The following is a 24,530-nucleotide window of genomic DNA, read 5'->3' as shown; positions in this document are numbered from 1 at the left end:
TTCTCGGGCAGGTGCCGACAATGCTATCGGATTTACTAAAGCGATCTAGTAAATCTCGCATCGAGCGTGTCAGACCCCTGTCGTGCGGCTACCGAGCGGCTAAACCGATCAAGTAGTGTGAGGCCCATGACCTCGGCCAAACGCGTCACCATCGCGGACATCGCGCGCATGGCCGGAGTCTCGCCCGGAGCAGTCTCGTTCGCGCTCAACGGACGCCCGGGGGTGAGCGACGAGACGCGCCAGCGGATCCTCGCGATCGTCGAGGAGAACCACTGGCAGCCGAGCTCGGCGGCACGCGCCCTCGTGGGAGCCCGTGCCAACACGGTCGGCTTCGCGCTCGCACGCCCCGCCCGTTCGCTGGGCTCGGAGGCCTTCTTCACCGACCTCATCGCGGGCATCGAATCCCGGCTGTCGGAGAGCAAGGTCAGCCTGCAGCTGCGGCTGGTCACCGACATCGCCGAGGAGATGGAGGTGCATCGGCAGTGGCGCTCGTCGAACCAGGTCGACGGCATCATCCTCATCGACCCCCGCGACGACGACCCGCGCAGCGACCGGATCGCAGCCCTCGACGCCCGCGCCGTGTTGATCGGCTCCAAGCCCTCACCCGACGGAGCGGTGCCGAGCGTCTGGATCGCCGACGACGAGGTGGCCGAGACCCTCTTCTCGTACCTCGCCGCGCTCGGACACACCCGCATCGCCTACGTGGCGGGTCCCGCCGAACTCGAGCACACCCGGCTGCGTGCCGAGGTGCTCGATCGCATGGCTGCGGACGGCGTCTCGAGCGAAGTGATCACGACGGACTTCTCCCCCGCACGCGCATCCGCGGTCACGCGATCGCTGCTCTCCGCGAGGCCCCGCCCGACGGCGATCGTGTACGACAACGATGTGATGGCCGTCGCCGGCCTCCGCGTCGCTCAGGAGATGGGCCGCGCGGTGCCCCGCGACGTGTCGATCGCCTCCTTCGACGACTCCGTCATCGCCGGCCTGATCAATCCGTCGATCACCGCGATGACCCGCGACACGTTCGAGCTCGGCGAGCAGGCCGCGACACTGCTGCTGCAGCAGATCGTCGCCGGGACCAACCTCCCGAGCGCGCAGGGCCCGACGCCGACGCTCACCGCCCGCGAGAGCACCGCCCCGCCGACGGCCGCGTCCTGACGGAGCCCTTCGGCCGCTACGGCGTCGCGCTCAGCCGCTGACGACGGTGTTGACGGAGCCGTAGGGGTCGACACCGCTCGTCGACAGATCAGGACGGATGAGGTGACGGATGCCGCGCGCGGCGAGCGCCGCGTCGTCGCGCACCGTCTGAGACGTCACGAAGGCGGGGTCGAGCCCGCGCTCGCAGGCATCCACCCACGCCTGGAACACGGCACCGCCCGGGCTCAGCGCCGCCCGGCTCACCGGCACCTCGCGCTCGTCGACGTCGACGACGATGGCCGTCTCCCGCTCCGGCGTGGCCGCCCGTTCGCGCAGTTCGGGGATCAGCTCGGCGAACCGGCGGCCGATCGGCTTGGCCGCACCGCTCTGATCGACCAGGCCCAGCGAGTACTCCAGTTCGGGGAAGTCGCCGAGCTCGCGGCTCACATCGTGCGAGCACCACCAGGTCACGCCCCAGAGGTTCTCGGTGCGCACCGCGGATCGCAGGGTCGCCTCGAGGAATCCGGGCATCTCGCTCTCGTCGAGGCAGTTCGACGGAGCGCCGACCTCCTGCAGCCAGACCGGTCGATCCCGATCCGTCGCGAAGGCGCGCGAGAGCTCGATGAGGTACTCGGCGTGGCGGTCGGAGGCGACCGAACGGCCGCCGTAGCGCTGAGCCGTGCCGTTGAAGATCCAGGAGTGGATGGTGGTCATCTCGCCCAGCCGAGACGCGTGCGCGGGCGTGAAGCCGTGCCCGTCCATGTACCAGACCGCGTCGTACTCGCTGTGCACGTGCGAGAGACCGGGGGCCGCACCCTCGGCCGCGGAGAGCAGCGACTCGATCCAGTGCCCTGCCTCGTCGATCGTCACGGGCCACGGGGACGGGTGCGTGTGCGCCGAGAACTGATTCGTCTCGTTGCCGAGCGTCAGGCCGAGGAAGTTCGGCGCATCGCGCAGCGCACCGGCCAGCGTCTGAACGAGGTCGACCTGCCCGCTGAGCGCCTTCGGATCGGTGAACATGTTGCGGTCGTGCCAGGTGTACAACCATGACGGGACGAAGTCGAAGCTCGACAGGTGCCCCTGGATCACGTCGACGCTGACGTCGAGCCCGAACTCGGCGCCGATGTCGACCATCGAGCGGACGTCGTCGATCGCCTTCGGGCGGATCAGAGTACGGTTCGGCTGCAGCACCGTCCACAACGGGAAGACCCGGACGTGATCGAGACCGAGCTCGGCGAGCGCCGCGAAGTCCCTGCGCACATCGTCGGGGGTGAAGTCGAGCCAGGAGTGCATCCAGTCCTTCGACGGCGTGTAGTTCGCCCCGAATCTCAGGCGAGCATCGAGAGCGCGGCGCTGCGTCATGTGTCCGGACCTTTCCGACAGAGCCCTCCGACGAGGACGTGGTCGCACCACTATAACGCTTGAGCAACGGACCGCTACCCGGAATACCGCGGCCCGCCGATGCACGCAGCCTCGAGACCTTGACAGCGACGGGATCGGATGGTTTCATCTGCTAAAGCGTTGTAGTCCGTTGGACGGACACCGCCAATCGCCCGCCTCGAGGAAGAAGCACGATGAAAGTTCCCGCACGCATTGTCGCTCTGGCAACATTCACGATCGGCGCCATGGCGCTCGCCGGCTGCACCGGAGGCGGTGCCACATCCGATGCCGACGGACCGATCGACACCTCCGGCGAGCTGAGCGGGACGATCCAGTTCCAGACCTGGTCGCTGAAGAACGAGAAGTTCACGCCCTACTTCGAAGACCTGATCGACGCGTTCGAGAAGGAGCACCCGGAGGTCACGGTCGAGTGGCTCGACCAGCCGGGCGACGGCTACCAGGAGAAGATCCTGAGCCAGGCGAACGCCGACACGCTGCCCGACGTGCTGAACCTGCCACCGGACATCGCCTACCCGCTCGTCGCCGCCGGCAAGCTCGTCGACCTCGAGACGGCCGACCCCGACCTGAAGTCGGCATACAACACCGGCGCATGGGACGCCTACAGCCAGTACCCGGGTGTCGAGGGCACGTACGGTCTGCCCTGGTACCTGTCCAGCGACGCATCATGGTGGAACCTCGCTCAGCTCGCCCCCTACGGCGTCACCGAGGAGAACCTCCCGACGACGGTCGACGAGCTGCTCACCCTCGCGAAGGACGTCGCGACCGAGTCCGGCGGCAAGGTCCAGCTGCTGTCATCGATCCCGGCACTCGACACGTTCACGTCGGCCGGCATGGAGGTCATCAACGACGACGGCGAGTTCGACTTCAACACCGACGAGGCCGCGGCCATCATCGAGAAGTACGCCGACGCGTACGCGGCCGGAGCCATGCCGGCCGAGGCGCTGACCGGCGACTACGGCGGAAACGCCGAGGCGTACATCCAGGAGAAGGTGGCCTTCACGACCGGTGGCACTGGTTTCACGACCGACCTCGCGAAGGACGCGCCCGCGCTGCTCGAGAACACGGTCGCCACGCAGCGACTGGGCATCCCGCCGCTCTACGTGCAGGGACTGAACGTCTCGGCCGACTCCGACAACAAGGAGGCCGCCCTCGCGTTCGCCGAGTTCGCGACGAACGAGGAGAACCAGGTCGCGTTCTCATCGCTCGCGGTCGGCACCGCACCCGGCACCTCCGCCGGCGGCGACGCCGTCGTCGAGAACATCTCCTCGTCGATCACCGACGAGAAGCAGCTCTCCGCGATCGACACCGTGTTCACGGCCATGGAAGACGCCAAGGCGATCCCGTTCCAGTGGACCTCCGACATGGCGACGTACATGACCCAGCAGATCGCGCTCGCCGTCAACGGCGAGGCCGACGCGCAGGAGCAGCTCGACAAGATCGTCGAGTACGCCAACGCGAACCGCGTGGACCAGTAAGCCATGAGCGCGCACACCAGCATCCGGAGCCGGAGGACGACCATGCGATCGCACCGGTGGTTCACACCCTGGCTGCTCCTCGGCCCCGCCGTCGTCTGGGTGCTGGTGTTCGCGCTCTGGCCGTTCCTCAACACCGTCTTCCTGAGCTTCACGGACGCACGTCCTCTGCGGACTCCCGAGTTCGTCGGCGCCGCGAACTACGAGCGGATGTTCGGCGACGAGATGTTCTGGAACGCCCTCACCACGTGCATCATCTACGTGGTCGTCTGCGTGCCGTTGCTCACGATCCTTCCCCTGCTGCTCGCCCTGCTCGTGCAGAAGAAGCTGCCGGGCATCGCGTTCTTCCGCACCACCTTCTACTTCCCCGTCATCGCCTCGGTCGTCGTCGTCGCCCTGATCTGGACCTGGCTGTTCGACAGCCGCGGCATCATCAACCAGACGCTCGAGTTCCTCGGCCTCGTCGACAAGCCCATGGCGTTCCTCGTCGACCGGTGGCTGCTGCTCGGCTGCGCGATCCTGCTCACGGTGTGGAAGGGTCTGGGCTACTACATGGTCGTGTACCTCGCCGCGCTCGGCAATGTCGGCAAGGAGCTGCACGAGGCGGCCATGCTCGACGGCGCCGGCTCGTTCCGTCGCTTCCTGTCGGTGACGATCCCGTCGGTGCGCGGAGCGATGCTCCTCATCGCGGTGCTCATCGCCGTCTCGGCGATGAGAGTGTTCGCCGAGCTCGACGTGCTCTCCAAGAGCACGGGAGGTCCCGGTGGATACGACATGTCGCTGGTCATGCTGATCCGCCAGGTCGGCTCCGGCCTGAACGGCAACATCGGCTACGCCTCGGCGATCAGCGTCGCGCTGTTCCTCCTCACCCTCATCCCGCTGGCCGCGATCGCCTTCATGAATCGCGAGAAGAAGGCGAAGGTCTCCGCATGAGCACCCTCACTCCGCCCCGCATCGACGACGACCGTCGCCCTGACGATCAGTCGGCTGCGACCACGCGCGAACCCATCTTCCGCCGCCGCGGTTCCGGCGACTTCAGCAAGCCGACGCTCGGCGGGCTCATCGGCCGCTATGCGCTGCTGCTGCTCGTGCTGGTGCTCGTCATAGGCCCGTTCCTCTGGCAGCTCTCGACGTCGTTCAAGGGTCCGCAGGAGAACATCTACTCGTTCCCGCCCAACCTGATCCCCCGCGAGCCGACTCTGCAGAACTACGCCACGGTCGCCGAGATCGTGCCGGTGTACCTCTACGCCTGGCACTCGCTGCTCGTCTCGGTGGGCACCGTCGTCAGCAACGTGGTGCTCGCGACCTTCGCGGGCTACGCCCTCGGATGCATGCGGTTCCGCGGCAAGTGGATCGTCATGGCCATCCTGCTCTCGACCCTGCTCTTCCCCGGCGAGGTCACGGTGACGAGCAACTTCCTCACCATCCGCTCGCTCGGCCTCGCCGACACCCTGTGGGGCGTGTTCCTGCCCGGCGCCATCAGCGCGATGAACGTGCTGCTCGTCGCCACCGCCTGCCGCATGATCCCGAAGGACGTGCTGGACGCCGCGACGGTCGACGGAGCGACGACCTGGCAGCGCATCCGTCACATCGTGTGGCCCAACATCCGCGGCATGGTCTCGGTGGTCGCGATCTTCGCCTTCATCGGCGCCTGGGACGACTACCTCTGGCCCCTCATCGTGCTCTCCGATCCGTCGAAGTACACGCTCACCGTCGGCATGGCCTACCTCAACAGCAGCTTCTCGGTCGACCCGCGCCTGATCGCGGCGGGCACCATGATCGCCCTCGTGCCGATCGTCATCATGTTCTCGTTCACGCAGCGGTTCTTCTTCAAGGGCGTGCAGGAGGGCGCGGTCAAGGGGTGAGCGACGCCCAGCTCACGCCCGCCGACGGACCCGCCGATCCTCCGTCGTCCCGCCCTCACTCCGGCGTGCTCCGCGGTGACGTGTTCGCCTACTCGTTCGATCCGTCAGCGGGCGAACAGCGGATCGATGTTCCCGGACTCGCGGACGTCGCGATCAGCCCCGACACTCTGCTGCACTGGGCGTTCTACGCAGACGGCGATGCGGCGACCCTGGCTCCGCATGCCGCCCTCGCGGTGACCGTCGATGTCCGCGGGGACGGCGGCGCGCGGCTCGGCGAGACAGCCGCCGTGCGTGACCGGTACGACTTCGCCATGACCGCCGATGCCCAGTTCGCGGCGCGCTGGAGCATGCCCGAGCAGTGGAACGCCGACACCGTGTCGCTGGCGCCGATGCTCCCCGGCTCGGCCCCGCGCACCTCCGCCACCGTCGAGCTGGTGCTCGGCAGCGGATCCCTGGCGGGGATGAGCGGACTGCCGCCGCTCGTCACGGGATTCGTGCAGGTCCTGGTCGAGGAGCAGGTCGAGCAGCAGGATGCCGTCGCCGACCCGCCACCGGTCGAGCGAGTGGACACTCGTCGCGGCAGCCACTCGGGCCCGCGCTTCTCGCGTGGCAACACCACCCCCGCCGTCGCCGTGCCGCACGGCTTCACCTTCGTCACCGCGGCGACCGATGCCTCGGACACGCGCTGGCCGTATCGGCCGAGCATCCACGATGATCCACCCGGGCGACGCCTCGAGGCCCTGCAGTTCTCGCACCAGCCGAGTCCGTGGATCGGCGACCGCTCGGTGCTCCAGCTCATGCCGTTCGACGGGCATCCGGCCTCCGAGCGCGCCGCGCGCCGCCGGTGGATCGCCCCGGGCACCGAGCGAGCACGCCCCCACGAGTACGCCGCCGATCTCGGTGATGGTCTGCGCGTGGAGATGACCGCGACGTCGCACACCGCCGCCTTCCGCGTGCATGGCGCAGACACTGACGCGGTCGTCGGCTTCGTGATCGATCAGCCCACCGATGACGGCGAACTGCACTGGACCGACGGCGGTGGCTTCGAGGGGTGGACGCCCGAGGGCTCCGAGGACTGGGGCAACTCCCCCGCTGCTACTTCGCGGGCGCCGTGCTGCATGGCGAGGGCGACCCTGCGACGAGTCTGCACGGCGCCCTCGACGACGACGGACGGGCGCGGGTCGCGGGCTACGTCGCCGGCGACGGGTCGCTCGAGGTGCGCGTGGCCGTGTCGTTCCTGTCGGTGGAGCAGGCCAGGCGCAGTCTCGAGATCGAGTGTCCTCCGGGCATCGCATATGACGAGTTGCGAGCGGAAGCCGCAGCCTCCTGGAACCGGGTGCTGGGCCGCGTGACGATCCCGCCGCTCGACGCATCCGAGACCCCGTATCGCCGATTGGCCGACGAGGAGAATCGAAACCGGATAGCCGCCGCATTGCATCGGATGCATCTGTATCCGAACTCCGCCGCCGAGAATGCCGGCACTGCAGAGGCGCCGCGGCATCGCTTCGCCGACGTGTTCGCCCCACGCGCGCCGTTCGGGGAGAGTGAGACGAGCGCGCCGATCGTCGACGGCGAGCTCATCGTGAACAACGGCTATTGGGACACCTATCGCACCGAGTGGCCGGCGCTCGCGCTGCTCGATCCCTCGCTGACCGGCAGACTGCTCGACGGCCAGCTCGAGCAGTACCGTCGCGGAGGGTGGATGGCGCGGTGGAGCGCGCCCGGATATGTCGACAGCATGGTCGGCACCTCCAGCGACCAGATCTTCGCCGATGCCGCCCGGTGGGGCGTGGCGTTCGACCGGGCGGAGGCGTTCGAGAGCGGATGGCGCAACGCCTGCGAACCCGGGCCCGATGCGCGACGCGGCCGCAAGGGCATCGCACGCGGACGCTTCACCGGCTACATCTCGTCCGAGGTGCCGGAGGGCATGAGCTGGACCGTCGAGAACGCGGTGAGCGACGCGGCGCTGGGCCGGTTCGCCGAGCAGCTGGCCCTCGAAGCCGAACGCGCAGCCGCTCCCGGCTCCGACCGCGATGCCGCTCGCTACCGTTCGTTCGCCCGCTATTTCGCCAACCGAGCGCGGTCGTATCGCACACTCTTCGACTCGGAATCCGGGTTCCTCCGCGGCAGGGATGCCGACGGCGACCTCGCCCCCGAGTTCGACCCGCGCACCTGGGGAGGCGACAACGTCGAGACGAACGCCTGGGGCATGTCGGTGGGCGCCGTGCACGACGGCGCCGGCCTCGCCGCGCTGCACGGCGGACGTGGGGCCTTCGCACAGCACCTCGACGCGCTCTTCGCCGAGCCGGAGACCGCCGACGAGCGATTCGGCGGGGCGTACGGCACCGTCATCCACGAGCAGCGGGAGGCGAGGGCCCTGCGTTCGGGCATGTGCGCGATCTCGAATCAGCCCGCCCATCACATCCCCTTCATGTACGCGTTCAGCGACCGGCCGTGGCGAGCCGGCGCGATCGTGCACGAGCTGGCCGGGCGTCTCTTCGCAGGCGCCCACATCGGACAGGGCTTCCCCGGCGACGAGGACAACGGCGAGATGAGCGCCTGGTGGCTGTGGGCCGCGCTCGGTCTCTATCCGCTCGAGCTCGCGTCCGGCGTGCTGAGGATCGGCTCGCCCCTCTTCGACGACATCCGCGTCGATCGCGCGGACGGCCGCTCGCTGCGCATCCGCTCTCATCGCCGAGAGCCGGGAGCGCACGTGCTGCAGCGTGCCCGGCTCGACGGGGTCGACCTGCCCAGGGCCGAACTTCCCGTCGACGCCCTCGCCGGGGACGCCCTCGTCGGGGACGTCGAGCTCGAACTGGTCTTCGGAACCGAGCCCGCGGATGCTCTCGAGACGGGTGAGCGGATGACGGATGAGATCGCGCCCTGGTGCCGCGATCTCACGGCAGACACAGGAGGCGTCATCGCGTCGGCATCCGTCATCGATGCGGACCGCCTGTTCGACGACGGCGACCCGAGCGGTTCGAGCGGCGTCGTCCTGGCGGCCGGCGAATGGGCAGGATGGCGTTTCGCCGAGCCGCGCGCGGTCTCCGATCTCACAGTGACGATGGCCACCGGCGCCCCGTCGTCTCGGCTGCGATGGGAGATCCTCGACGCGGACGGATGCTGGGCGGCGGCTCCGACCACCTACGACGCGGAACTCCCGGCCGATCGCACGACCCCGTTCGAGCTGGTGTCGCGCGTCGTGACCCCGGCGATCCGCCTGCGAGCGGATGCCGAGGTCACGATCCGTCAGATCGAGGTCTTCGACCTCGGGTGATGGCCTCGAGCGCGCGTCGTCACTTCGACAGGACGAACGAGAGCTCGGTGACGTTGCCGGCGACGTCGACCACCTGCAGCGTGTTCTCCCCCACGACCGCACCGAAGACACCGGGCTTCACGAAGTTCAGGTCGCTCCACGCGTTGTCCGCGAGGTCCTTGACGACCCCGTTCACGGAGAGCCGGTCGATCTTGCCTTCGTCGAAGAGCTTGTAGCTCACGCGCTGGTAGCTGCCGTCGGTCTCGACCTTGGTGAATCGCGCGCCGTCCTTGATCGTGACGGTCGGCGAGGTGGTGTCGCGAGGCGCCGCCCGGTACTCCGTCGCCTCGCCCTTCAGCGCCTCGGTGATGCCCGAGAGATAGGCCGACTGATCGGTCGCGGTGAGGTTGTAGGCGACATAGACGCCGTAGCCGTCGGCGACCGTGCGGGTCGCGAAGTCCTCCGCCGTCGCGGCGCTCGTGTTCGAGAGGTCGATCGCCGCTGCCCCGAGGCGGGTGCGGTCCTCCAGCCCCGGAACGGTGGGCGCGTCATAGGTCGGGTAGTACGGGTTCCAGGCGTAGTCGAGCACGCCGGCCGCGTCGAACAGCGTGAAGTCGGTCGTCGTGTAACTCGGACCGATCGCATACAGGCTGATGATCTTGTCGGGTCCGAGACGGTCGCGCAGCGCCGTGGCCAGCCATCCGAACGACTGCGGGTTGGGCTGCGGGGTGCCGTTCGCCCCGTATTCGGTCCACTCGTCGTCGAAGTCGATGCCGTCGAGACCATAGGTCGTCACGGCGTCGGCGAGCTGCGCGGCGAACGCATCCGCCTGCGCATAGGAGGTGAAGTTCGCGAATCCCGCACCCTGATGGTTGCCGAGCACCGAGAGCAGCACCTTGGTGCCGTTCTCCTGCACCGGACGGATCTGCGTCTCGGCGTCGTCGAGCGTCTCGGTGACCCGCTCGTTGAAGTGCAGGTACGCCTTCTCGCCGTCGTAGTTGATGTTGGCGGCGAAGATCATGGCCATGTCGATGGCGGCGTCTCCGGACTCGGCAAGGGTGTAGTCGGCGGCGTTGGCTAAATCGTTCGAGTTCACCTCGACGTACACGGCGAGCTGCGGGTCGACCGGCTCGGTCGTGTCGGCGGCGGCACCCGCGGTTCCGACGAGCATGCCGGCAGCAGCGGTGGCGAGCACTCCGAAACCGGCGATGCCCTTTCGGAACCGGTGATTCCTGACGTTCTGGTTCATGACTGATCGTCTCCTTCGGCGTCGTTGTCGAATCCGGTCGCACCGTCGCGACCTGTCGCCGACTATAGCGCTTAAGTGATGTGACGGGAAGGCAGAGAAGAAGGGGCGGATGCCGCAGCATCCGCCCCTTCTCGACCGCCTGGACCCTTCGCTCAGATGGTCACATCTCCGACGAGATTGACCTGGATGCCCATGCCCGCGAACATCGCGGCCTTCGCGATCAGCGCCTTGTCGGCCGTCTCGGCGTCGGGCGCGTAGACGAGCTGCGCGTGGTTGGCCTTGTGGCGGGCCATGAACTGGTCGCGCGAGATGCCGTGCAGCACGACGTGCGCGATCGGCCACTCCGGGTTCGTGGCATCCTTGCGTCGCTGCGTCTCCTCCGCAGGCAGCTCCACCACGGAGGCTCGGAAGATGTCGGCCTGCAGGATGCCGTCGGCGATGAACACGCGCGACAGCACGATCTCGCCCGGCTTCGAGACGCCGTTGATCGTGGCGCCGCCCGCAGGGAAGAAGACGTGGCCCTGTCGCCAGCCCTCGGCGTTCTGCCATCCGCCGAGATGCGAGGCGGGCACCGAGCCCGAGATCTCGTAGACCCAGACGAACTCTCCGTCGAAGTCCTCGCCCCAGCGCACGTCGTGCAGGGTGTTGTCGGGCACCAGACCCATGGCGCGCCAGACCCGGTCGGTGACGAGGGCGTCGACTGCCACCCCCTCGTCAGCCTCGTTGAAGTGCGGGAAGGCCCGGCCGTCGTGCAGCACGCGCGAACCGTCGCGAGAGGTGACGGGAGGGCGCTCGGTCGAATTCAGGATGCCCTCGGCGAGGTCCGATGCAGGGACGAGGTCCTTCAGGCCCTGCTGGTACTGGATGCCGACAGCGTCGAGCCCGAAATCGTCGGCGATGCGGAGTGCGGCGATATACATCTTCAGCTGCCACTGCACCTGCTCACGGGTCAGCTCGGTGGCGGCATCCTCGCCGTAGCGGAAGGTCATGCCGGCGTCGATCAGCCAGTCGTAGGCGGCATCCGCCTCATCCTCGCCGACCTCGAGCATCTCGGCGTACAGCGCGGACTGCGAGAGGCGCTCCTTGTAGATGCCCGTCTGGTTGAGCAGCTCGTCGTCGAAGATCGCGTTGTACATGCCCATGCAGCCCTCGTCGAAGACGCCGATGATGGCCTTCTCGGCGCGCAGCTCGGCGGCGAGCGCCTCACCCAGCTGCTTCTCGGGGCTGTCCGGCAGCTCGGGCAGAGGACGCACATGCGAGGCGTCATGGGTGATCGACCCGGTCTCCGTCCACTCCCTGATGCCATCCGTGAACCAGTCGTCGGTGAAGTCGACCGACCAGATCGTCGAATAGGGCTTGCCCATCTTGGTGAGGCCGGCATTGAGGCCGAGGAGTCCGACCAGGCCGGGCCAGTCCCCCGCGAAGTTCGCGACGGTGAGGATCGGCCCCTCGTGCGTGCGCAGTCCTGCGAGCACGTGGTGCGAGTACTGCCACACGGCCTCGGCGACGATCAGCGGAGCATCCGTCGGGATGTTCTTGAAGACCTCGAGGCCCATGCGCTGGCTCGAGATGAAGCCGTGGCCGGTCTCGGGATCGACATCGTTGGCTCGGACGACGCTCCAGCCGAGCTGTTCGAAGACGCCGGTGACGCCCGCTTCGAGTTCGACCTGCACGGGCCAACCGCCCGTGTTCGCGGCTTCGCGCAGGTCGCCGGAGGCGATCAGGTACGCGGTCTTCGGCGCGGACACCGGTCGGGATGCCGTCGTCGGCAGGGTATAGGTCATGACTCGCGTCCTCCTTGATCGCACGTGTCCTGCAACTGTACGTGAAATCGGTTTCAGCACGCAAGCACCCGGACCGAGCGTCGTGTGCGTCAGCGCGTGGCGGTCGCCCCGGCGCGGGCGGGCTGGACCTCGGCTGGCAGCACCACGATGCGCGACGGACCGCCGGCCCCACCGATGCGCTCGAGCAGCATCCGCGCCGCCCGGACTCCCATCTCGCGCGCCGGGAGGCGCACGACGGTCACCGCTGCGGGCGAGAGGGTGGTGAACGGCAGCGAGCCGATCACCGCCACGCCGACCCGCGGCGGGGTCAGGCCGTGCTCCGTCAGCACCTGGATCGCACCGACGCCGATCAGGTTGTTCCCCGCCACCACCGCGTCCGGCGGCTCCGGGAGCGCGAGCAGCTCTTCCATGGCGCCCCTGCCTCCGTCGACGCGGAAGGTCGCGAAGCGCAGCAGCTCATCGGCATCGACCTCGGGGGCGCGCGCCGCGAGCGCAGACCGCCAGCCGGCAGCGCGCTCTGCGGCCGTGTCGATCCCCTCCGGACCGCCGATGTACGCGACCCTCCGGAATCCGGCGGCGAGCAGCGCTTCGGTGGCCGATGCCCCGGCCTCGCGATTGGCCATGACCACACCGTCGACGTCGTAGACCGTATGCCGATCGACGGCGACGACGGGGCGCCCCGTGTCGAGGATGCCGTCGAGCCTCGTGCGTTCGGACGCGGGGGCGATGATCACACCCGACATGTGCTCGGAGACCGCGATCTGGAGGTAGGTCGTCTCCTTCTCGGGCTGCGAGTCGGAGTTGCAGAGCACGACCGAGTATCCGGCCTCGGACGCGACGTCCTCGACGCCTCTGGCCATCTCGGTGAAGTAGGGGTTCTCGATGTCGGGGATCACCAGCCCGATGACCTCGGACCTTTGCCGCCGCAGATTGCGAGCCGTGCGGTTGGGCGTGAAACGCAGCTGCTCGGCGGCCCGGCGCACCGCCTCGACCTTCGCGGCGGAGACGCTGGTGCCGTTGAACACCCGCGAGACGGTGGCGGGCGAGACCTGCGCGAGTCGAGCGACATCGTAGATCGTGGCCATCGGCACACTGTAACCGGTTTCAGGTCGGCACGGAGAGTTCGTCTGCGCCGGCGCGTCAGTCGGCCAGCATCCGATCCCGCACCTGCCTGCGCAGGACCTTTCCGATGAGCGAGCGGGGCAGCTCGTCGACGACCGTGATGCGCTTGGGCACCTTGTAGGGCGTCAGCCGCGTGCGGCAGAAGTCGCGCAGCGCACCGGTGTCGAGCACAGCTCCCTCGCGGAGCACGACCGCAGCGGCGATCTCCTCTCCCCGCTCGACCGCGGAAGGCCGACGACCGCGGCCGCGACCACGTCCGGGTGCGCTTCGAGCGCGTCCTCGACCTCACTGGGCGACACGTTGAAGCCGCCCGTGATGATGAGCTCCTTGAGGCGGTCGACGATCGTGACGAAGCCGTCGACCGAGACCTCGGCGATGTCGCCTGTGCGCAGCCATCCGTCAGACAGCAGGACGTCGGCGGTGTCACCGGGACGGCGCCAGTACCCCTGGAAGACCTGCGGACCGCGGATGAGCAGCTCGCCTCGTTCGCCGACGGGCAGGTCGACGTCGGTGTCGGCGGGGTCGACGACGCGGATCTCGGTGCTCGGGAAGGGCACTCCGACCGTGCCAGGGCGCCTGCTCCTGCCCATCGGGTTGCCGAGCGCGACGGGCGAGCTCTCGGTCATGCCATAGCCCTCGACGAGCAGACCGCCGGTGGCCTCCTCCCACCGCTGCACTGTCGCGACGGGAAGGCTCATCGCCCCGGAGATGGCGAATCGGACGGTCGAGAGGTCGATGGTCCCCCGCGATGCGGCTCGGGCGAGCTGGTCATAGATCGGCGGGACCGCGGGCAGGAACGTGGGCGGACTGGTGCGGGCCGCCTTCGTGACCAGGCCGAGGTCGAACGTCGGGAAGAGCACCAGCTTCGCGCCGATGCTCATCGCGAAGGTCAGGCACAGCGTCATGCCGTAGGCGTGGAACAGCGGCAGCACGCCGTAGAACGTCTCCTCGCCGTCGACCAGACCGGGCACCCATGCCTGGCCCTGCATCGCGTTGGCGCGCAGGTTCGCGTGAGTGAGGATCGCGCCTTTGGGCGTGCCCGTGGTTCCGCTCGTGTACTGCAGCAGGGCGGTGTCGTCGAGCGTCGGGCCGGCGACCTTGCGCGAGAGCGGCCGATGGTCGACCAGCTTCCTCCAGGCCACTGCTCGCCGTGTCCGCGGGGTGGCCGTCAGCTTCGCGCGCGCCGCGCGCGCCTTCGGGATGGGCAGGCGCAGCAGCATCCGCTGAGCGGCGGGCATCGCCTCGGTGAGGTCGACGCTCACGATGTGCTCGACTCGCAGATCGGAGGGGAACTCGGCGATCGTGTCGACCGTCTTGTCCCAGACGATCGCGACCTTCGCTCCGTGATCCTCGAACTGGTGCCGCAGCTCCCTCGCCGTGTAGAGCGGGTTGTGCTCGACGACGATCGCTCCCAGGCGCAGCGCCGCGTAGAACGCCACGACGTGCTGCGGGCAGTTCGGCAGGACGAGGGCGACCCGGTCGCCCTTGTGCACGCCCAGGCGCCTCAGCCCCTCGGCAGCGCGTGCGATCTGGTCGCCGAGCTCGCGGTAGGTCGTGACCGCACCGAAGAACTCGAGCGCCGGTCGACGAGCGAAAGCGGCGATGCTCGCCGACATCATCTCCGGCAGCGTCTGCGTCGGAGCGTCGATCTCGGCGGGCACACCGTCCGCGTAGGAGTCGAGCCATGGCCGGGATTCATACGGGGAGTCGGACATGGGTCCATCCTGCCCCGACCGGCTGTGAGCCGGCCCGCCCCACGCGGCGCGAGATGCGAGCGGCTAGCTGTGCGCCGCCACCACCTGCGCGACGGCGCGACGCTCCTCGTCCGTCGGCTCGGCGATCGCCATGCGGCAGTGCGTGTCGACCACATCGAGCACGCGGTAGGCCTCTTTCATCCGCGCCATGTCGCCGCCGATGAGCGACACGACATCGTCGACCGCGGCCTGCGCGACCGCGATGGCGTCGGCATCGCCGGAACGGCCGGCGTCGGCCAGGGCACGGAAGGGCTTCGGGGTGACCGAGGAGACGCCCGAGACGACACCCTGGGCACCCACCTGCACGGCCGCGATCAGGTCGCGGTCGGCGCCGGTGTAGAGGTCGAAGTCGGCGGGCACCGCGGCCCTGTAGGCGGCGATGTCGTCGAGCGACAGCTCGCTGATCTTCGCGCCCACGATGTTCGGCAGCGCGGCAAGCCGCGTCAGCAGCTCGACCGACACCGGATTCCCGCTGCGCGCGGGATAGATGTAGACGTAGAGACGACCGTCGCCGATCGCGCTCGACAGCGCCTCGTAGTACTCGAAGATCGACTCGTCCGTGGCCTTGAGGTAGTAAGGGGTGAGGGCGGCGAATTCGGTCGCACCCAGTCCCCTCGCGATCTCTACGAGACGCAGCGCCTCGAAGGTGCTCGGCTGGCCGACGTGCACGACGACGCGCATGCGGTCCTTCAGCTCGGCCAGCGCGGCCTCGACGATCGCCGCGAACTCGGTCGCGTCGACGGCAGGGAACTCGCCCGTGGTGCCGAGGACGAAGGCGCCCTCGTTGCCCGATTCGGCGACGAAGCGGAAGATCGCTCGCGATCCCTCGAGGTCGAGTGCGCCGTCGCTGTGGAAGGCTGTGGGCACGGCGGTGAGGATGTCGTAGCGGGTCACTTCTCGTTCTCCTTGGAGTTCTTACGGGTCTTGCGCGGGCGCCTCGTGGCGGCCGGGACGCTGCGGACGGTCGACGTGAGCAGGTCGGGGTCGGCGGCGAGCTCGCCGTGCGCCTTCTCGATCTGCTCCCGGCTCTCGGCATCGAGGATCGAGTCCTCGAGTGAGCCGCGCTCGGCACGGGGTGTGCGGGCCGCGCGGATCGCCGGCATGACGATCGAGAGCACGGCGAGCGCGAGCAGCACGATCGCGATGGGACTGACGACCTCGAAGAACGGCCGCGTGGGCAGGATCGCCAGCGTGCGAGCCAGGTTCTCCTCGGCCAGGGGGCCGAGCAGCAGGCCGAGCACGATCGGCCCGGCCGGCACCTGCATCCGCTTGAGCAGCACTCCGATGACACCGAACACGAGCATCGTGACGACGGTCGACAGGCTGTTCGAGGTGGCGTACGTGCCGATGATGCAGAAGATCAGGATGCCGCTCCACAGGTAGGGCTGCGGCACGTCGAGCAGCTTCACCATGCCCTTCATGCGCACGAGGCTCAGTCCGAGGGAGAGCAGGGTCGCGACGAGCATGATGCCCACGATCGAGACGACGAGGTCGGGGCGGTTGGTGAACAGCGTGGGTCCGGGGGTGATGCCCCAGATGATCATCGACCCGATCATCACCGCCATCACCGAGTCGCCGGGGATGCCGAGGGCCATCGTGGTCGTGAGGGAGCCGCCGAGCGTGGCGCTGGACGCGGTGTCGGATGCCGCGACGCCCTCGATCGAGCCCTTGCCGAACATCTCGGGGTGCTTCGATGCCTTGCGGGCTCGTTCCCATCCGATCAGACCGGCGATGTCGCCACCGGCTGCCGGTATCAGCCCGACCCCGAGACCGACGGCGCCGCCGACCGCGGTGGCTCGACCGCTCTGCTTCAGCTCGGCGCGATTCGGCCACCAGCGGCCGAGGCTCGAGATCGGGCGCACGTGCGACTTGCGATACGTGAGCAGCTGGTCGAAGAGCTCGGCGATGCCGAAGAGTCCGATGATCACGGCGATGAAGTTGACGCCCTCGACCAGCTCGAGCACTCCGAAGGTGAATCGCTGGTCCGCCGTGGCGGCATACGTTCCGACGGTGCCGAGCATGAGGCCGAAGAGACCCGCGAGGATGCCCTTGAGCATCGACTTCGACGAGATCCCGATCATGATCGCGATGCCGAAGACGACGAGCGCGAACAGCTCGGGCGACTTGAAGTAGTCGCGGGCGAAGCTGGCGATCGGCACGGCGGCGACGGCGAAGAGCACGAGGGAGGCGAGGATGCCGACGGCCGAGACGATCGCCGAGATCGTCAGCGCGAGACCGGCTCGCCCCTGCTTCGCCATCGGATAGCCGTCGAGAGTCGTCGCGATCGACGCGGGAGTGCCGGGGGTGTTGATGAGGATCGACGGCACGCGGTCGCCGAAGTTCGCGGCGACGTAGATCGTCAGCAGCACCGCGAGGCCCTGCACGGGCTCCAGCGTGAGCGTGAATCCTGCGGCGAGAGCGACCGCCATGGTCGCGGTGATGCCGGGGAAGGCGCCGACCATGAAGCCGAGCAGCAGCCCGACGAGCATGTACAGCAGGATCGAGATGTCGAGGAGCGAGTTCAGCCCCTCCATGAGCGCGTTCACAGCGGGATCCTCAGGAGCATGCCGAACACCACGTAGACGAACGCGGTGACGGAGACGGAGTAGATGATCAGGCTCAGCCACCGGCGGTGCCCGTAGAGGAGCATGAGAGCGGCCATCAGCACGGCGGCGGCGATCGGGAAGACCTCGATGCGGTAGCCGAAGAGGATGACGGATCCGAGCGACCACACCGCGATGAAGGCCCCGGCGATCAGCAGGGTGGCGATGACGCGGACCACGCCGCCCGGCTGGATGCGGTCGAGGTCTTCGCGGCCGGGAGCGGGGCGGGTGATCGCCAGAGCCAGGATCACGAGCGAGACGACGACCGCCGCGACCGCGAGGACCATGGGCCAGAAGCGCGCGTCGATCTGTCCGGGCAGTGCCTCTCGGCGCAGCGGGATCTGCGTGGCCAGGAAGAGATAGCCGGCGCTGAACGCCAGGGCGACGGCGCCGAAGACGATCTCGAGCGGTCGCGAGGGCGGTGCTCCCTGGTGCGCGTCCTGCTCGATCGCAGGAGTGACATCGGCGTGGGACATGGTGCTCCTTCCCTGGTCTGACGTGCGGCGGCGGACTGCGGGGCCGGCGTGCGGCCGACCCCGCAGTCGGAGCCGGTCAGCCCAGGAGGTCCTTGAACAGGTCGAACTGCTCGTTCACGAACGTCGTCCACTCGGCCGAGTCGCGGTAGACCACGAGGTTGCCGGCATCCTTCTGGAACTGCTGGTAGGTGTCGGACTCGACGGCCTCCTTGACGGCGGCCTCGAGCTCGCTCTTCACGTCATCCGGCAGACCCTTGGGGGCGTAGATGCCGCCCCAGCCGCCGAAGACCACGTCTTCGCCGATCGCCTCGTCGGCTGTCGGCACGTCCTCGGCGTCGGGGTGACGCTCGTCGTTGAGGACCGCGAGGATGCGCACGGCCTCGCCCTGCGCGAGAGCCTCGCCCAGGCCGGACACGGCGGCGACGGTCTCACCGGATGCGGCGGCGGCGACGGCCGTCGCTCCGCCGTCGTAGGGAACCGGCGTGAACGCGGCACCGGTCGCGTCGCCGAGGCCGATCGTCGCGGCCTCCCAGATGGAACCCGCGCCGGAGTTGGCGACGGTGACGGCGCCGGCCTCGGCCTGGGCGACCAGGTCTTCCAGAGTCTCGATGCCGCTGTTCGCGCCGACCGTGACGACACCGGGAGCGAGCATGATCTGGCCCAGCAGGTCGAAGTCCTCGGGCAGCACGTTCGCGCTCTGCGTGGTGTTGAGCATCGCGATCTCGACCGGGGCGAACCCGATGACGTAGCCGTCCGGATCCTGCGATCCGACGTACTCCATCGCGAGAGCCCCTGCCGCACCCGGCATGTTCTCGGGGATCACGCTGACGCCGAGGATGCCCTCGAGCTCGGTCGCGAGGGCACGCGACGACAGGTCGGATCCACCGCCCGGGTTCGCCTGGATGATCAGACGGATGTCATTCTCGGGAAAGGCGGATTCCGCGTCTTCACCCTCTTCGACCTTCGTGCAGGCCGACAGGACGAGAGCGGTGGCGGCGACGGCCGCGAGAGCGGCGGCGGCCCGGGTGATGCGCTTGCGGGGCATCTTTGCTCCTCTACGTGGGTCGACCTTGTTGTCGACCCCCTGACCGTATCAGTGTTGACTGTTAACAGTCAACACTGATACCGGTATACAACTCTCCGCCACCGCCTGTCATCCGCGCCCCGGCAGGTGCGAGTATGAGAGCAGCTACGAGGGGAGCGGAGCAATGTTCGATGAACGCAGACGCCAGCAGGCACTGGAGGAACTCGGGATCCTGGACACACCACGGGATGAACGAGTGGATCGGGTCGCCAGGCTGGCTCAGCAGATGTTCGGTATGCCGATGGTGAGCGTCTCGCTCCTGGACGGCGACCGCCAGTGGCGCAAGTCGGAGATCGGACTCGGCGGGCGAGAGGCGCCCCGACAGGATTCGTTCTGCGACTACACGGTCGGCCAGGACCGCACGGTGGTGATCGAGGATGCCAGCGCGACCGAGAACTTCGCGGCGAATCCGTTCGTGGTCGGTGATCCGCACCTCCGGTTCTACGCCGGGCACCCGCTGCACGCACCCGGCGGCGAACCGGTGGGAACGCTGTGCGTCCTCGACACCGAGCCGCACACCTTCTCGGAGGCGCAGCGCGACCTGCTGCGCGACCTCGCCTTCTGGGTGCAGACCGAGCTCGCGGCCGACGCCGAGCTCGATCAGGCCACTCTGATCCAGAGCGCGCTGCGACCGCACTCGCTCCCCACCATCGCCGGCTACACGATCGCGGGCGGGGGCGCCTCGCGTGGCCGCCTGGCGGGCGACTTCTACGACCTCCGCCTCCACGGCGGCGCGCTGCGCATCACCCTCGCCGACGCGATGGGCAAGGGCACGGGTCCCGCCATCGTCGCCGCGGGCGTGCGCGCCTCACTGCGCACCGCTCCCGAGCGCAGCATCGCCGAGGCCGTCGCCGACGCCGACCGGCTGCTCGAGGAGGACCTCTCCGAGACGACGATGTTCGTGACGGCGGTCCACGCCGAGCTGCAGCCCGAGACCGGCGATCTCGAGGTGATCGACGCCGGGCACAGCCTCGCGTTCATCCTCCGAGCCGACGGCTCGTGGGAGCACCTTCGCTCGACCGGCCTCCCCCTGGGGATGGGCGCCGCCCTTCCGGACCAGGATGCTCGGGAGTCCCGGAGCACGCGCCTCGAACCCGGAGACGCCTTCGTGTGCTGCAGCGACGGCCTGCTCGACGTGCTCGACGCCGATGACCCGTTCGCCCACGTGGCCCGCGTGCTCGACGCGCTCGGTCCCGATGGGGCGATCAACGAGGCGCTGCAGCTCATCTCGGACGATCGAGCGACCGACGACATCACCGTGGTCGTGGTGCGGCGCGACGCATGACCGCCCGCTTCGCCGCGATCCGCATCATCGCGGTGCTGTCGGTGCTGCTCGGTGTGAACTACGTCGCGTGGCGCTGGCTCGAATCGGTGAACTGGTCGGCGTGGTGGATCGCCGTGCCCCTGGTGATCGCAGAGACCTACAGCCTGATCGACACCTTCCTCTTCTGTCTCACGATGTGGCGGGCCAAAGAGCGGCCGGCTCCCGTGTCGCCGCCTCAGGGCACGGTCGACGTGTTCATCGCGACGTACAACGAGCCGATCGAGCTCGTGATGACGACCGCGCGAGCAGCGCGCGGGATCGCCTATCCGCACACCACCTGGATCCTCGACGACGGTGCCCGACCCGAGCTCGAGCGGGCCGCCCGCGACGCCGACATCGGCTACCTCACCCGCTCCGACGACTGGATGGGCAAGCCCCGTCACGCGAAGGCGGGCAACCTCAACAGCGCGCTCTTCGAGACCGACGGGGAGTTCCTCCTCATCCTCGACGCGGATCAGATCCCCGATCCGCTGATCCTGCACCGCACGCTCGGGTACTTCGCCGACGACCCGGAGGTCGCCGTGGTGCAGACCCCGCAGTGGTTCGTCAACGTCGACGAGGCCGATCCGCTCGGCAGCCAGGCGCCGCTGTTCTACGGCCCGATCCAGCAGGGCAAGGACGGCTGGAACGCGGCGTTCTTCTGCGGATCGAACGCCGTGCTCCGTCGCGACGCCCTGATGCAGCTCGGCATCATCGGCTACGTGCGCGAGGTGACGGACACCGCGGCTCGCGCGCTGCGCACCTCCGAGACCCTGGTCGAGAAGGAGATGCGCTCGGCATCCGATCCGGAACTCCGTCGCGAGCTTTTCGCACTGCACGTGACGATCGGCCAGAGCCGTCGTGATCTCGCCGGCGGGGCGCCCGTGCGCGAGGTCGCCGACGCGGTGCTGGCTGCGGTGCACAACGCCTCGGTGATCCTGGTCGCCAAGGATCTCGCCGGCATCAGATCCGACCTCGCGGAGCTGGGCTCCCTGCCGATCGCCCACGATGCGCAGCTCGACGCGATCGTCGTCGACGAGGCGGGCCTGACGGCGCTCGCCCAGTCCGATCTGTCGCCGATCACTGCGCTCGACGCCGTACGAGCGCTGCTCGACGCTCTCCGCCTCGACCGCGGCGACGAGGCGCAGCCGATCCTTCCGCTCGCCACGATCTCGGTCACGGAGGACATGGCCACCGCGATGCAGCTGCACTCGCTCGGCTGGCGCAGCGTCTACCACCACGAGATCCTGGCGAAGGGCCTCGCGCCCGAGGATCTGCGGACGATGCTGACGCAGCGCCTGCGCTGGGCGCAGGGCACGCTGCAGGTGATGCTGCGCGACAACCCGCTCGCGAAGCGCGGACTGTCGATCGGGCAGCGGCTGATGTACTTCGCCACGATGTGGAGCTATCTCTCGGGGTTCGCCGCCGTGATCTATCTCACGGCGCCGGTCGTCTACCTGGTGTTCGGCGTGCTTCCGGTGACCGCCTGGTCGGTCGACTTCTTCGTGCGGTTCCTGCCCTACTTCCTCGTCAACCAGCTGCTGTTCCTCGTGGTCGCCAAGGGGCTGAGAACCTGGCGCGGGCAGCAGTATTCGCTCGCGCTGTTCCCGGTCTGGATCCGCGCATGCTGGACGGCGTTCGCGAACGTGGTCTTCGGCCGCCCCCTGTCGTTCGCCGTCACGCGCAAGGACGGACGGGATCCGCGAGGAGTGCCGTGGCGCGAGATCTGGCCGCAGCTGACCGCGATGGTCGTGCTCAGCGTGGCGCTCGTGATCGGCATCACCCGCGTCGTCATCGGAACGGGCGACGGCACCGGCACCCTGGTCAACACGGTGTGGGTGCTGTACGACCTCGTCGTGCTCAGCGTCATCATCCAAGCCGCCCGCTACCGCGGACCGGCCCGAACCCTCGAGGAGGAGAACCATGGATCTCAGCACTGACATCAGGGACGGCTTCGCCGTGATCTCCCTGTCCGGACGCCTCACGGCGACGGGAGCACCGCTGCTCCGCAAGGCGGTGAACGACCTCGTGGCCGGAGGCGAGTCGAGGATCGTGATCGACATGGCCGACCTGCAGTTCGTCGATTCGTCGGGCCTGGGCGCCCTCGTCGGCGGTCTGAAGAGCGCCAGGGTCGCCGGCGGCGATCTGCGCATCGCAGCAGTGCCCGAGGCGGTGCGGACGGTGCTGCACCTGACGAACCTCGACCGCGTGCTGCTCGACCACCCGACACCCGAGACGGCGTTCGATGGGCGTTGAGGAGCGCCGGGCGCACGTCGCGGGCCTCGCCGGCCCCGCCTTCGTCGAGCACGTCCTCGACGCCCTGGACGCCCTCTGGGAGTCCGCCCCGCATGTGGCGCCCGAGGACCGCACGCTGTTCGCACTGGCGGTCAGCGAGGTGTCGACGAACATCGCCACGCACGCTGACGCGCAGGGCGAGCCGGATGTCGGCATCACCGTCGAGGTCGACATCGAGGTCGGCTCCGACGACCTCGTCGCGACCTTCGTCGACACGGCCGATCCGGCCAGGATCGACTGGGATGCGGTCACGATGCCCGGCGTCGACAGCGAGAGCGGACGCGGCCTCGCCCTGTCGAGCGCTGTGCTCGACGATTTCGAGCACAGCGGCGATGCGACCGGCAACACCTGGGTGCTGCGTCGTCGCCTGACGCCTCCCGCCTGATCCGGACGGAGATCTGTCGGAGACCGTCAGAGATCCGACGCGCAGGCGCCGTCAGGCGGGTCGGTCGGCGAGCTCGCTGAGCATCCGGTCGCGTGCGCCGTCGAGGTGGGCCGTGAGCACCGCCGCAGCCTCGTCGGGGCTGCCGGAGCGCATCACCTCCATGAGCTTCATGTGGTCGTCGGACGACTCGTGGAGGTCGTCGTCGTGATTGATGGTCACCTCGAGGAGCGACGCGAAGGTCGGCAGGTACTGACTCCACGCGCCCTGCAGACGCGGGTGGTCGGCGAGGACGTAGATCTCGGAGTGGAACTCGAGGTCGGCGGCGACGAAGGCGGCGTGATCGCCCCTGTCTGCGGCCTGACTCATGCGATCGACCGCAGCCGCCATCGATGCCCAGCGCTCGTCGTCCTCCACCCTCATGGCGCGCGACAGCGCGAGCTGCTCGAGGGCGCCGCGCAGACTGTAGAGCTGATCCACGTCGTCCTGCGAGAGCCCGGTGATGTACACGCCTCGAGGGCGCTGCACTTCGACGAGCTTCTCGAAGCTGAGCTGGGTGAGGGCGTCGCGGATCGGCCCCCTGCTCACCGAGAACTCCTCGGCGAGGGCCTCCTCGGTGATGCGCGCGCCGGGCGAGAGCTCGCCGCGCACGATGCGCTGACGCAGGACCTGCGCCACCTGCGCGCCGAGGGACTCTCCGCGCTTGACGGTCTGTGTCACGGTGACCTCCTGTTAACTGTTGACAGGATACACACCGACGGGGGAACGCCCCGTGGGGCGCTCCCCCGCATGCTCAGCTGAGCCAGGCGGGAACACGACCGCGCAGGAAGGCGCCGTCGAGCGAGAAGCGGCCCGCGCCGGTGAACGCGAGCGCGAGGGCCGCGACGCCGAGAACCGCGACGAACTCGTAGCCGCCCTCTCCGACCCAGAGGCCCGCCGGAAGGTGCACCGCGAACAGGGCCACGATCATGTCGATCGCGAGCAGGATGCCGACGGGGCGCGTGAAGAGTCCCAGCGCCAGCAGGATGCCGCCGATCAGCTCGATGAAGGCGACGACCGGAGCCGCGATCTCGGGCAGAGGGATGCCCATGCCCGCGAAGCTGCCGATGGTTCCGGGGAGGGTGTACTCGAAGATCTTCTGCGCTCCGTGAGCGGCGAAGACGGCGCCGACCACGACGCGGAGGACGAGCAGTCCCAGCGAGGCGGCGGCAGAGGGGCGGGTGGTGTTCGTCATGAGGAGGTGTTCCTTCGTGGCAGGACACCGCGCGCCAGGCGCGGAGCAGGGGCGATCCCTGCATCCACGCTATGAAGACGACTTTTCCGTCTCCTGTACGAGTCGCGGGGCAG

At 68.7% G+C, this 24,530-nt stretch carries 20 protein-coding genes and 1 pseudogene; 10 read left to right on the top strand and 11 right to left on the bottom strand.

Features of this window, described 5'->3' with window-relative positions; all coding sequences use genetic code 11:
- Positions 1-126: 126 nt before the first annotated feature.
- On the top strand, positions 127-1,158 hold the full coding sequence (locus tag ACZZZQ_RS08755) for a LacI family DNA-binding transcriptional regulator (RefSeq protein ID WP_053098044.1): 1,032 nt from the start codon (positions 127-129) through the stop codon (positions 1,156-1,158).
- A gap of 30 nt (positions 1,159-1,188) precedes the next feature.
- Here the strand turns inward: ACZZZQ_RS08755 and ACZZZQ_RS08750 are convergent, their stop codons facing one another.
- Complete coding sequence (locus tag ACZZZQ_RS08750; RefSeq protein WP_187249284.1) at positions 1,189-2,499, bottom strand: glycoside hydrolase 5 family protein; 1,311 nt, start codon at positions 2,497-2,499, stop codon at positions 1,189-1,191.
- A gap of 212 nt (positions 2,500-2,711) precedes the next feature.
- Here ACZZZQ_RS08750 and ACZZZQ_RS08745 point away from each other — a divergent pair, with 212 nt between their 5' ends.
- The 5 genes from ACZZZQ_RS08745 to ACZZZQ_RS08725 are packed head-to-tail and all read left to right on the top strand — an operon-like array spanning position 2,712 to position 9,152.
- Positions 2,712-4,013: an ABC transporter substrate-binding protein gene (locus tag ACZZZQ_RS08745; RefSeq protein WP_187249283.1), complete on the top strand. Its 1,302-nt coding sequence runs from the start codon at positions 2,712-2,714 to the stop codon at positions 4,011-4,013.
- Positions 4,014-4,055: 42 nt separating this feature from the next.
- Positions 4,056-4,943 carry a carbohydrate ABC transporter permease gene (locus ACZZZQ_RS08740; protein ID WP_230100945.1) on the top strand — a complete coding sequence of 296 codons (888 nt, stop codon included), beginning with the start codon at positions 4,056-4,058 and terminating at the stop codon, positions 4,941-4,943.
- On the top strand, positions 4,940-5,875 hold the full coding sequence (locus ACZZZQ_RS08735; RefSeq protein WP_230100944.1) for a carbohydrate ABC transporter permease: 936 nt from the start codon (positions 4,940-4,942) through the stop codon (positions 5,873-5,875). Before ACZZZQ_RS08740 ends, ACZZZQ_RS08735 begins: the two co-directional genes overlap by 4 nt.
- Positions 5,872-7,227 carry a hypothetical protein gene (locus ACZZZQ_RS08730; RefSeq protein ID WP_463507351.1) on the top strand — a complete coding sequence of 452 codons (1,356 nt, stop codon included), beginning with the start codon at positions 5,872-5,874 and terminating at the stop codon, positions 7,225-7,227. Before ACZZZQ_RS08735 ends, ACZZZQ_RS08730 begins: the two co-directional genes overlap by 4 nt.
- A complete protein-coding gene (locus ACZZZQ_RS08725; RefSeq protein ID WP_463508091.1) occupies positions 7,119-9,152 on the top strand; it encodes a glycoside hydrolase domain-containing protein in 2,034 nt (677 codons plus the stop codon). Before ACZZZQ_RS08730 ends, ACZZZQ_RS08725 begins: the two co-directional genes overlap by 109 nt.
- A gap of 19 nt (positions 9,153-9,171) precedes the next feature.
- Here ACZZZQ_RS08725 and ACZZZQ_RS08720 read toward each other — a convergent pair whose 3' ends face one another.
- The 8 genes and pseudogenes from ACZZZQ_RS08720 to ACZZZQ_RS08685 form a co-directional block, all read right to left on the bottom strand.
- Positions 9,172-10,380 carry an endo-beta-N-acetylglucosaminidase H gene (locus tag ACZZZQ_RS08720; protein WP_463507350.1) on the bottom strand — a complete coding sequence of 403 codons (1,209 nt, stop codon included), beginning with the start codon at positions 10,378-10,380 and terminating at the stop codon, positions 9,172-9,174.
- Positions 10,381-10,532: 152 nt separating this feature from the next.
- Entirely contained in the window at positions 10,533-12,164 is a 1,632-nt protein-coding gene (locus ACZZZQ_RS08715) for a fucose isomerase (RefSeq protein ID WP_400339027.1), read from the bottom strand.
- Between the two features lie 89 nt (positions 12,165-12,253).
- Positions 12,254-13,249, bottom strand: a complete 996-nt coding sequence (locus tag ACZZZQ_RS08710) for a LacI family DNA-binding transcriptional regulator (RefSeq protein ID WP_463507349.1) — start codon at positions 13,247-13,249, stop codon at positions 12,254-12,256.
- A gap of 55 nt (positions 13,250-13,304) precedes the next feature.
- A pseudogene (locus ACZZZQ_RS08705) lies at positions 13,305-15,001 on the bottom strand (long-chain-fatty-acid--CoA ligase).
- Between the two features lie 63 nt (positions 15,002-15,064).
- Positions 15,065-15,934 (bottom strand): dihydrodipicolinate synthase family protein, encoded by an 870-nt coding sequence (locus tag ACZZZQ_RS08700; RefSeq protein WP_463507348.1) that lies wholly within the window; start codon positions 15,932-15,934, stop codon positions 15,065-15,067.
- Complete coding sequence (locus ACZZZQ_RS08695; RefSeq protein WP_053098053.1) at positions 15,931-17,586, bottom strand: tripartite tricarboxylate transporter permease; 1,656 nt, start codon at positions 17,584-17,586, stop codon at positions 15,931-15,933. The genes ACZZZQ_RS08700 and ACZZZQ_RS08695 overlap by 4 nt, the downstream gene beginning before the upstream one ends.
- Positions 17,583-18,119 carry a tripartite tricarboxylate transporter TctB family protein gene (locus ACZZZQ_RS08690; RefSeq protein WP_053098054.1) on the bottom strand — a complete coding sequence of 179 codons (537 nt, stop codon included), beginning with the start codon at positions 18,117-18,119 and terminating at the stop codon, positions 17,583-17,585. The genes ACZZZQ_RS08695 and ACZZZQ_RS08690 overlap by 4 nt, the downstream gene beginning before the upstream one ends.
- Before the next feature lie 76 nt (positions 18,120-18,195).
- Positions 18,196-19,164: a tripartite tricarboxylate transporter substrate binding protein gene (locus ACZZZQ_RS08685; RefSeq protein ID WP_053098055.1), complete on the bottom strand. Its 969-nt coding sequence runs from the start codon at positions 19,162-19,164 to the stop codon at positions 18,196-18,198.
- Positions 19,165-19,327: 163 nt separating this feature from the next.
- On the opposite strand from ACZZZQ_RS08685, the gene ACZZZQ_RS08680 reads away from it, so the two are divergent.
- Genes ACZZZQ_RS08680 through ACZZZQ_RS08665 form a run of 4 tightly spaced genes read left to right on the top strand, consistent with a single transcriptional unit; the run spans position 19,328 to position 23,186 of the window.
- Positions 19,328-20,488 carry a PP2C family protein-serine/threonine phosphatase gene (locus ACZZZQ_RS08680; protein ID WP_072592050.1) on the top strand — a complete coding sequence of 387 codons (1,161 nt, stop codon included), beginning with the start codon at positions 19,328-19,330 and terminating at the stop codon, positions 20,486-20,488.
- Positions 20,485-22,446 carry a glycosyltransferase family 2 protein gene (locus ACZZZQ_RS08675; protein WP_053098056.1) on the top strand — a complete coding sequence of 654 codons (1,962 nt, stop codon included), beginning with the start codon at positions 20,485-20,487 and terminating at the stop codon, positions 22,444-22,446. The genes ACZZZQ_RS08680 and ACZZZQ_RS08675 overlap by 4 nt, the downstream gene beginning before the upstream one ends.
- Positions 22,430-22,762 (top strand): STAS domain-containing protein, encoded by a 333-nt coding sequence (locus ACZZZQ_RS08670; protein WP_053098057.1) that lies wholly within the window; start codon positions 22,430-22,432, stop codon positions 22,760-22,762. The genes ACZZZQ_RS08675 and ACZZZQ_RS08670 overlap by 17 nt, the downstream gene beginning before the upstream one ends.
- Positions 22,752-23,186 carry an ATP-binding protein gene (locus ACZZZQ_RS08665; protein WP_285363459.1) on the top strand — a complete coding sequence of 145 codons (435 nt, stop codon included), beginning with the start codon at positions 22,752-22,754 and terminating at the stop codon, positions 23,184-23,186. Before ACZZZQ_RS08670 ends, ACZZZQ_RS08665 begins: the two co-directional genes overlap by 11 nt.
- A gap of 51 nt (positions 23,187-23,237) precedes the next feature.
- On the opposite strand, the gene ACZZZQ_RS08660 is transcribed toward ACZZZQ_RS08665, so the two are convergent.
- Both ACZZZQ_RS08660 and ACZZZQ_RS08655 read right to left on the bottom strand, forming a co-directional pair.
- The gene (locus ACZZZQ_RS08660) at positions 23,238-23,903 is read right to left on the bottom strand and encodes a GntR family transcriptional regulator (RefSeq protein ID WP_053098059.1); all 666 of its coding nucleotides are present in this window, start codon (positions 23,901-23,903) and stop codon (positions 23,238-23,240) included.
- Between the two features lie 73 nt (positions 23,904-23,976).
- A complete protein-coding gene (locus ACZZZQ_RS08655) occupies positions 23,977-24,417 on the bottom strand; it encodes a DoxX family protein (protein ID WP_056275271.1) in 441 nt (146 codons plus the stop codon).
- Positions 24,418-24,530 lie beyond the last annotated feature (113 nt).

The sequence above is a fragment of the Microbacterium sp. AC132 genome (assembly GCF_979258525.1).
The sequence above is the reverse complement of the archived record's forward strand: the minus strand, read 5'-3'. Positions and strand labels throughout refer to the sequence as shown.

Coding starts and splice junctions, on each gene's coding strand:
- ACZZZQ_RS08755 (WP_053098044.1), top strand. CDS start 127: ATGACCTCGGCCAAACGCGTCACCATCGCGGACATCGCGCGCATGGCC.
- ACZZZQ_RS08750 (WP_187249284.1), bottom strand. CDS start 2,499: ATGACGCAGCGCCGCGCTCTCGATGCTCGCCTGAGATTCGGGGCGAAC.
- ACZZZQ_RS08745 (WP_187249283.1), top strand. CDS start 2,712: ATGAAAGTTCCCGCACGCATTGTCGCTCTGGCAACATTCACGATCGGC.
- ACZZZQ_RS08740 (WP_230100945.1), top strand. CDS start 4,056: ATGCGATCGCACCGGTGGTTCACACCCTGGCTGCTCCTCGGCCCCGCC.
- ACZZZQ_RS08735 (WP_230100944.1), top strand. CDS start 4,940: ATGAGCACCCTCACTCCGCCCCGCATCGACGACGACCGTCGCCCTGAC.
- ACZZZQ_RS08720 (WP_463507350.1), bottom strand. CDS start 10,380: ATGAACCAGAACGTCAGGAATCACCGGTTCCGAAAGGGCATCGCCGGT.
- ACZZZQ_RS08715 (WP_400339027.1), bottom strand. CDS start 12,164: ATGACCTATACCCTGCCGACGACGGCATCCCGACCGGTGTCCGCGCCG.
- ACZZZQ_RS08710 (WP_463507349.1), bottom strand. CDS start 13,249: ATGGCCACGATCTACGATGTCGCTCGACTCGCGCAGGTCTCGCCCGCC.
- ACZZZQ_RS08690 (WP_053098054.1), bottom strand. CDS start 18,119: ATGTCCCACGCCGATGTCACTCCTGCGATCGAGCAGGACGCGCACCAG.
- ACZZZQ_RS08685 (WP_053098055.1), bottom strand. CDS start 19,164: ATGCCCCGCAAGCGCATCACCCGGGCCGCCGCCGCTCTCGCGGCCGTC.
- ACZZZQ_RS08680 (WP_072592050.1), top strand. CDS start 19,328: ATGTTCGATGAACGCAGACGCCAGCAGGCACTGGAGGAACTCGGGATC.
- ACZZZQ_RS08675 (WP_053098056.1), top strand. CDS start 20,485: ATGACCGCCCGCTTCGCCGCGATCCGCATCATCGCGGTGCTGTCGGTG.
- ACZZZQ_RS08670 (WP_053098057.1), top strand. CDS start 22,430: ATGGATCTCAGCACTGACATCAGGGACGGCTTCGCCGTGATCTCCCTG.
- ACZZZQ_RS08665 (WP_285363459.1), top strand. CDS start 22,752: ATGGGCGTTGAGGAGCGCCGGGCGCACGTCGCGGGCCTCGCCGGCCCC.
- ACZZZQ_RS08655 (WP_056275271.1), bottom strand. CDS start 24,417: ATGACGAACACCACCCGCCCCTCTGCCGCCGCCTCGCTGGGACTGCTC.